Origin of the sequence: Streptococcus cuniculi (assembly GCF_004570575.1) — a bacterium.
Lineage (GTDB): Bacteria > Bacillota > Bacilli > Lactobacillales > Streptococcaceae > Streptococcus > Streptococcus cuniculi_A.
In genome coordinates this window covers 1-7,875 of the sequence record NZ_SPPD01000032.1, presented here as the reverse complement: position 1 = coordinate 7,875, position 7,875 = coordinate 1, and the positions used below count along the sequence as shown (strand labels likewise).

The following is a 7,875-nucleotide window of genomic DNA, read 5'->3' as shown; positions in this document are numbered from 1 at the left end:
ACCTTGGATCTTCATGAATCGCTTCATAGTGAAAGTGAAGGTAAAGGAGCGGGTCTTCCCAATTTGTATAATACTCGACTGTATCACTGGACTTCTTGCGGTCTAGCTGGGTCATATAGAGATAGGTTTCATTCAAGTCATACTCGCTCTGGATGGGAAACATCTGTCCAAAGACACTGGCCATGAGAAGTAATAATAGAAAGAAGCCTCCAAGCGCCCATGCACCCCATTTGAGGGCAATGGAAGAAAAGACGACTCTGACAGGGCGAACCGCTAAGTTCCACACACTGCTCTTGGACGTTTTCGACCGGAACGCCTTCTTGAAAAGGAGACCTCCCCTCCTCTTTTTCTTTCTTGCTTTATCCCTTTTATAGGAGGCTGACAAAGACTGAGCCTTGGTAACCTTAGAGAGAGTGGAGTGGACATAGCCAAGACTGGTCTGAACCCGATGCAGGCTCAGTCTCCCCTTTTGGACTCCTTGCTTCAGCTTGACCAACTCCTCCTGCTCTTCATCCTGCGCCAAGAGATCCTCTGCCATTCGACTGGCTTCTACGATCAATCGCCTGCCCAGTCTTGAGCGAAGGCCCCCCTTTCTCTTAGACGACAAGGGATTGGATTCTCTTGTATCTCCCCTACCTGCCCCTCTCCCTGTACCTGATGTGTCTGGTGCCTCTGGTATCTCCTTCTCAGGAACTCTTTTCTTGTGAGACAAAGGCGCGAGGGGCGAACCTCTTCGACCAACCCCTTTTCGTACTTGTTGGAGCTCTTTTAGAGACACCTTTTTCAGAAATGAGGCCTTAGCAGTCGTCCTCATTCTCTTCCAGTTGTGATGGGATAAGGAGGTCTTTTTGCGCTCTGATGACGAGCTAGTGAGTTGAGATTTAGCTACTTCAAGTTCAATCGTTTTTTTCTCATCCATATCCTCTTACTCCTCTCATCAGGCATCTGTCGCAATGAGTTGGTAGAGTTTAGAATCCTTAGGAATCGGATTTTCAAATGGGACGACGATGTCACCTGCCACAATCAAGCCTGTCCCCTTGGCCTTTGGCCGCTCGATATAGCGAGCTTGTTGCTCTGTCAACTTCACAATCTTTTTAGCTTCTTGAAGCGCCAACCCCTCTAGCTTAAGCAAAACCTTGAATTGGCTATTACCCAATAACTTACGTCCTTGTGGTGAACCTGTTAGAGTTTCAGGCATCTGAGTAATACCTGTTGGGATACAGCCGTATTTACGGATTCGAGACCACAAATGATTGAAATAAGTAGCCTGATAGTCCTCTTCAAAGTAAAGCTGTAGCTCATCAAAGTAGAACCAGACTTTCTCCCCTTTTGCTCGTGCTTCGACAACCTGATTCCAGATGAAATCTTGAATGACCAACAAAGCAAAATGCTTGAGCTGACCTGATAAGCGCTGCAAGTTAAAGATAATAAAGCGATTGTCTAGATTCACAGAGGTAGGTTTCGCAAAGATGTCATAACTTCCTAGCGTATAGATCTCTAACTTCAAGGCTAGCCGTTTTGCCTCAGGCTCTTCCTGTTCACTAAGTACCCTATGCCATTCTTTGAGAGTCGGTTGTTCAAAGCGCTCATAGGTAAGTCTCGTGACTCGGTCAATGAGAGAAAGCCGCTCATCTTCAAAGTCTGATAAAAGTCCTGTAAAGAGAGTCACAAGGAAGTTGGATTTTGCGCCTTCAGGGTCTTTATCGTCTTCAAGGAGATTCTCTCTATTAGGAAGATCCATCAGGTTAAATGAGGTTTCTGTTCCGACTGCTATATCAATGATTTCAGCCCCGAACTCCCGACCAATATCTAAATATTCTGCCTCGGGATCGATGACAATCACCTTATCCCTCTTGTATTTTAAAAGGGTAGAGATGATTTCGTTTTTAGCGGCCACAGATTTCCCTGATCCTGAAGCGCCCATAATCACACCAGAGGGAGAAAGCAAGTCCTTTATCCGATCAATCGCAATCATATTATGAGAGGCTTGATTTTGGCCATAATAGCGAGCATTTGGGCTTTTTGAAATCAAATCAACGGACGCAAAAGGAATTTGAGTGGCAAGATTGGCGGTCGTCATGCTTCTGGGAAACACCTTCTTGATGCGGACATTCTGATGAAGATCTAAATAGTTTTTCCCAATTGGAAGAACCGTATTGAGGGCCTCTTCTTGGTGATAGTAAATTTCCCCAAAGCGAACTCCCGCCTTGCGCCCTGCTCGTTCAATCTTACTTTGGTGTAAGGCTAATTCTTCATAGCTATTGGCTTTAAAGTGAACCAAAATCAATCCTCTAAAAATCTTCTGGTCTCGATCTTTCACTTCTTTGCGCCAGTTTCCAGCTTCCTCAAAATCATCTGAAGCTTGAGAACCTAACACTAGTTCCGTTGGAATATAGGAAGTTGCAGCACGTTTCGCAGACCGAATCTGTTCCACATTGGCCTCAGCTTGCGCCTCTTCAATATCCTCCGTAATCTCTTCTGTATCATAGGCGGTCGCATGAATCGAGATGGCTAGTTCAATCCCTACGGAAGTCAATTCTTTGATGAGGTCATCTTCCATGGACTTGGGATAGTATTTGATATATAAGGTCTTTGAAACCATCTCATTGATTTTGACATCTTTTCGATCGAACTCAATCACATCTGGTGCGATGAAATCCTTACTAGTGAGACCTGAAAGTCGCAAATCATGATAGGTGTAGGGCAAGGTCTCTACTCCATTTAGAATCTCCGAAAATACTGAGAGGCGTTCCATCTCTGTTAGTGGCTGAAACGATACATCAATTGTCTTGTAGATATTTTCAAGTGTCACCCCCACGTCCTGCAGAGCAAGTTGCGCTTGTTTTCTATCAACTGCATCTTGTGCAATCGTGATGTATTTTTGAATTTCAAAATTATTGCTCGTCACATCAAATCGTTGTTCAATTTGTTCATTCATCTCAAAGCGATAAGCATCGTCTGCATCCTGATTTGGCTCATACAAGACTCTTTTTAGAAGATCTTCATTTACTCGCCTATTGAGAATAAGAAGCTGTAAACTAGAGCCTGCATCAATGGCATTAAAAGCTTTGGCATGTGCCTCTCCAATGGTCAATTGTTGTTCATATTCAGCCGCAAGATACGAGGCATCTCCTAGACGGAAGGTGGTTGAATAGCTATCGTCCACAATGTGCATGAGTCCTCCTTGAAACAGGCTCGTATAAGCTAAGGTGTTTTGAGTAGTTGGCTTGAGTTGGCGTTTTAATCGCTCTGCTCTTGCCAATTCAGATTTGGTCAGTTTCTCTGACATTTTTTGCTTGAATAAAGTCACTAGAATGATACTCCTTTCTATCTCGATTTTCTATTTGATAAATTCTACGTTTGGTCAACAGAAAAAAATAAAAACGCTCCGAAAAAGAGAAACGTTTGTCAATACTCAGTCCAATAATCATCGTTGGAGATAATAGACTTGCCGAGACAACAAAAACCAACCAATCTGGATAATCAAAGAAAAGTAATAACGTTGTCACACCAAGAGTCAAAATACCTCCGAATACCAACAATAAGCCTCTTCCTGTTAATTGGAAAAGAATCGGCTTTTCTTCTTTGATAAAGTCGTCTAAAAAGATTGATCCTAATTTATTCATCTTATACCCCCAATAACTGTCTCATTCTTCGTCCGACACCGATAATCGTAATGATATAAATCACCCCTTGGAAAATGGAAGCAAGGACTGCTCCATACGGGATTTCTCCAACCTCTACAATAGCCGAAAGGAAGTTTGCGGAGGATAGAGCTGCATAGATGACCGAGATAATACTTAGTCCCAAGGCAATGAGGACATAGGATGAAAAATATTTCAAAAAGGTAATGGCAATCGGTCGAACGGTTTCATTGATCAAGCAGGCCAATAAGACAGGCGCTAGAGCCTTTAAGAAATAGAGTTCGATATAGCGCAGAAAATTCAACAGTCCTACAATTCCATTTGCAATGAGCGATACTGTTCCGCCAATCAAGTTTAAGATAATCTTTGCGACTCCTTTTGTGTGTCCTATATCAAATGCGTAGCTATAATCTTTTATCTTGACAACCTTAGAAATCTGATGGGCACCGCTATCGAGGAGCCACATCAACCCATCTAAGATACTAGCAGAGTATTGAATGAGCAACCAGCAGACTAGATATTTAAAGGCAATTTCAAGCCATAGTTTTTGCGGTAGCTTTTTACCCGTACTTCCTATCAACTCGTACCATCTCATCATTTCAATGAGTAAAAAGATAGACAAGAGGATATTGCCTAGAACAAGGAGTGCCTTGTTCATCGCAATAGCTGATTGATTGACAGTAGGATTGTACTCTGCAAGTGTCTTAATGAGGTCTGAAACATTTAGTTTCATATCAGCCCTCCTTATTTAAAATTTGATCGCTCGAATCGCTGCTACAATCGCAGCTGTAATAGTCGCAGAAAAGGCAGCTAAGGCAAAACCATTGATAATCCCTTCTTGTCCTTCATCACGTTGTTCAGGCCGTTTATTCTTACGTCCTGCAAATACTTCGTACACTCCAAATAACATCCAAAAAAGGCCTGAGATAGACATCAAACCTCCAATTAGTGTCACAATTTTAATGGCCATATCCATGTGTAGTTTCTCCTTTTTCCATTTCTAGTGTTTGTAAGGCTTCTTTCAAAGCCATTAATTCTTCGTTTTTGAGGGTAATCCCTCGACTCATTTTGCCGTTTGGACTCCACTTGCGGATATCCCATACAGCAGGTTTCTCATTGTAGGAAATGAGATTCAATTCCTTTGTCCAGCCTTTCGAGTCGGTCGACAAGACCGCAACTCGCTTGATAACCTGGAACGTAAAGCGATTGGAATCAATTGTCATCTTGTTTTACTCCTTTACAAATGAAAAAGCACAAATGACGATTCATTTGTGCTTGTGGCAGTATATAAAGAAAAGGACTGTAAGTTGTGAGTACACTCAGAAGAATTTGTGTCTTACAGTCACTAGACTTCCGTATACTGTATCCTCATGATTTATGCAAGGTCTTCTAGTAGAAGACGATAGGTTTTCAGATACCGTTGAACAACTGCACCTGCTTCTCTTCTCAACTCCTCTGCGACATCAAACTGAGTGGGCATGAATTCGTAGTGAGGGTTTTGAGAAAGAAGGGCATAGTCCTCATTAAAGATGAACGATTGGATGATCTGTGTTTCTCTCTTTCCTGCCCCTGGTACCCTAATGATTTCTACAACAAGATAGAGATGTTTCTTCCCTACAAAGTCTGTAAAAAGATAGAAAGTAGCGCTATAAAGAAAGTGGTCAGAAGCCTCTGTAATTGTAAAGCCTGCAGGAATCGTTAACATCAAATGATCAGAATCAGCTTGTTCTTGCATCTTCTTAACTCCCTCAAAGGAGAGAGTCGGTTCCGCAAAAAAGAGGGTCTCTTGGCCTTCTAAGGCATGAAAAGCGACCGTTTTTACCACAAACCCTTGATAAGCTTGCACCCGTATATGCTTTTGATTCGTGATGACCAACATGTCCGAAACCTCTTGCGGAAACGTCTCCTTAGAAAAGGACAGATGAAGAGAAGTTGGATAAAAATATCGCTCCCTCTTTTCTGCCTTCTCAATCTTATCATCTTGAGCCTGTAAACGCTCCTCTTGTTTTTTTCGCTCCTTCTGATGCACGATTTGGCGAATCACTTCTAACACAACATTGAACAAAAAGGTCACTAAGGCACTCCAAAAGATTGTCTCCATCAACCATTTCTCCATCTTTTTTCTCCCTATTCTATCTTATTTTGACACCTGCTTCAAGGCTTTTTTCATCTGCTTACTGAACAAACGTATTTTCCATTCCGCAAGGCCTGCAAGAAGAAGAGATCCAACTAGTGTGTAGAGAAGTCCTGCTTTCTCACCTGTACGTGGAAGAGCTCCTGTTGCTTGTTCCTCTTTAGGAGTCTTGTTTACACGCTTTTCGGTAATCAGCTCTTCTTTCTTACCGTCTTTATCAACAATCACTTGTTTAGCGGTGTTTTCGATATCTGTGCCAGCTGGAACATCTTTCTTGATGGTCGCTGGAATCTCTACTTGATAATAGACTCCTAGTTCAAATTTAGAAGTGTCGAGTACCTTGATTTGACCAAGTGTCTTCTTCACAGAATCATTTGGTAGAATAGTGAGCTTACCATCTTTATTCTCAATATCAAACTGGCTTGTCACATCCTTACCTGTAGACTTGTTATAGACCTTAACCGCTTTGGTGTCGATGGTCACATAACGCTCATCATAGTCGTCTTCTGCCCCGATGGTCTGAAGTAGGCTTTCTTTGTCAAACGGTGTCGTATCCACCCAGACTTGATAATGAATGGTCGTGCCTGCTTTGAGAACGGCAGTATTGATATTTTCAGGCTCATTGTTGTCTGTTTTGTCCGCATACGGTTCTTTGTTCGTATCTGCATAGCGATCTTTCAACTCACTATCGTCATCTAACAATTTCGTGCCTTTGACATCCACATTTGCTTTATCAAGGACAAACTTGTGAGGCTCTGGTTTGTTTTCCTTCACCTTGTTGACCCGTTTTTGAGTTGGTTTTTCAGATGGCTTATTGGGTTCTCCTGTTTCAGGATTGACCGTTGTCACAAACTGACGAGCGGTGTTTTCGATAGCTGTCCCTGCAGGAACATCTTCCTTGACGGTCACTGGAACATCAAACTTGTAATAACGACCAAAGGCAAAGCGCTCTGTATCAAGCACGTTGTCTTTGAGGAGTTCTTTCTTGGTTTGAATAGTGAGTTTTCCGTCTTTATCCTCTATATCAAAGAGCTTGGTTGCCTCTTCACCTGTCTTGCCATCATAGCCCTTGATATTCTTGATATCTAGGGTGAGGTGTTTGGCATCGTAGCTGTCCGTCAAGCCTGTTGTTCGAATCAGCTGCTCTGGAGTAAAGTGGTTGGTATCGAGCCATAACTGATAGAAGAGCTTATCCCCACGTTTCACAAGTTTGGTGTTCAAGTTCTGTGGTTCATTGTTGTCCACTTTATCCGCATACGGGTCTTTATTGGTGTCTGTGTATTCGTCTTTCACCTCATCATCGTCATCCACCAATTTGTCTCCTGTGATGTCAAACTTCGCTTCAGACAAGTCAAACTTCTCTGGTTGGAAATCTACCTTTTTAGGACTTTTTACCTTATTGACCCGTTTCTGAGTTGGTTTTTCAACCGTTTCCGTCGGGGCATTTGACTCTCCTGTTTCAGGATTGACCGTTGTCACAAACTGACTGGCCACATTTTCAATATCCACCCCATCTTCCACATCCTCTTTCACCGTTACTGGAATGTCAAACTTGTAGTAACGACCAAAAGCAAAGCGCTCTGTATCGAGTACATTGTCTTTGAGCAAGTCCTTCTTGGTTTGAATGGTCAGTTTTCCGTCCTTATCCTCTACATCAAAGAGTTTCGTTACCTCCTCACCTGTCTTGCCATCATAGCCCTTGATGTTCCTGGCATCTAAGGTTAAGTGCTTGGCATCATAGCTATCCGTCAAGCCTGTTGTTTGAATCAGCTGCTCTGGAGTAAAGTGGTTGGTATCAAGCCAAAGCTGGTAGAAAAGTTTATCCCCACGTTTCACCAGTTTGGTATTGAGGTTCTGTGGTTCATTGTTATCCACCTTGTCTACGTACGGGTCTTTATTGGTTTCTCCGTACTCATCTGTAAGCTCATCGTCATCATCCATGAGTTTGTTTCCCGTGATGTCAAATTTACCTTCAGACAAGTCAAACTTCTCTGGTTGGAAATCTGGTTTTTCAGGTGTAATATCTGGAATTGGATTGTCCTTAAAGGTCATACGAGAGAGACTAATCAAAGCCTTGCTTGAGGTGAGTGTCCCTGC

The 7,875-nt window shown here is 42.6% G+C and carries 7 protein-coding genes and 1 pseudogene; all 8 read right to left on the bottom strand.

The genetic code is table 11. The features are described from left to right. Positions 1-919, bottom strand: a pseudogene (locus E4T82_RS11655) (hypothetical protein); the annotation flags it as partial. 18 nt (positions 920-937) lie between these two features. After that, a complete protein-coding gene (locus E4T82_RS11650; protein WP_228065156.1) occupies positions 938-3,289 on the bottom strand; it encodes a VirB4-like conjugal transfer ATPase, CD1110 family in 2,352 nt (783 codons plus the stop codon). Beyond that, positions 3,264-3,626 (bottom strand): PrgI family protein, encoded by a 363-nt coding sequence (locus E4T82_RS11645; protein ID WP_135182945.1) that lies wholly within the window; start codon positions 3,624-3,626, stop codon positions 3,264-3,266. Before E4T82_RS11645 ends, E4T82_RS11650 begins: the two co-directional genes overlap by 26 nt. A gap of 1 nt (position 3,627) precedes the next feature. After that, positions 3,628-4,377, bottom strand: a complete 750-nt coding sequence (locus E4T82_RS11640; protein ID WP_135182944.1) for a hypothetical protein — start codon at positions 4,375-4,377, stop codon at positions 3,628-3,630. Positions 4,378-4,392: 15 nt separating this feature from the next. Next, on the bottom strand, positions 4,393-4,614 hold the full coding sequence (locus E4T82_RS11635; protein WP_228065155.1) for a hypothetical protein: 222 nt from the start codon (positions 4,612-4,614) through the stop codon (positions 4,393-4,395). Beyond that, positions 4,604-4,867, bottom strand: a complete 264-nt coding sequence (locus E4T82_RS11630) for a YdbC family protein (RefSeq protein ID WP_135182943.1) — start codon at positions 4,865-4,867, stop codon at positions 4,604-4,606. Before E4T82_RS11630 ends, E4T82_RS11635 begins: the two co-directional genes overlap by 11 nt. A 152-nt stretch (positions 4,868-5,019) precedes the next feature. Then, positions 5,020-5,760, bottom strand: coding sequence for a hypothetical protein (locus E4T82_RS11625; protein ID WP_135182942.1), 741 nt, complete (start codon positions 5,758-5,760; stop codon positions 5,020-5,022). A gap of 21 nt (positions 5,761-5,781) precedes the next feature. Next, on the bottom strand, positions 5,782-7,875 hold a 2,094-nt coding region (locus E4T82_RS11620), incomplete at its 5' end, for an SspB-related isopeptide-forming adhesin (RefSeq protein ID WP_322783546.1).

Excerpts from the sequence above, each read along its gene's own strand:
- E4T82_RS11625 (WP_135182942.1), bottom strand. The coding sequence starts at position 5,760 with ATGGAGAAATGGTTGATGGAGACAATCTTTTGGAGTGCCTTAGTGACC.
- E4T82_RS11630 (WP_135182943.1), bottom strand. The coding sequence starts at position 4,867 with ATGACAATTGATTCCAATCGCTTTACGTTCCAGGTTATCAAGCGAGTT.
- E4T82_RS11635 (WP_228065155.1), bottom strand. The coding sequence starts at position 4,614 with ATGGCCATTAAAATTGTGACACTAATTGGAGGTTTGATGTCTATCTCA.
- E4T82_RS11645 (WP_135182945.1), bottom strand. The coding sequence starts at position 3,626 with ATGAATAAATTAGGATCAATCTTTTTAGACGACTTTATCAAAGAAGAA.
- E4T82_RS11650 (WP_228065156.1), bottom strand. The coding sequence starts at position 3,289 with ATGTCAGAGAAACTGACCAAATCTGAATTGGCAAGAGCAGAGCGATTA.
- E4T82_RS11640 (WP_135182944.1), bottom strand. The coding sequence starts at position 4,377 with ATGAAACTAAATGTTTCAGACCTCATTAAGACACTTGCAGAGTACAAT.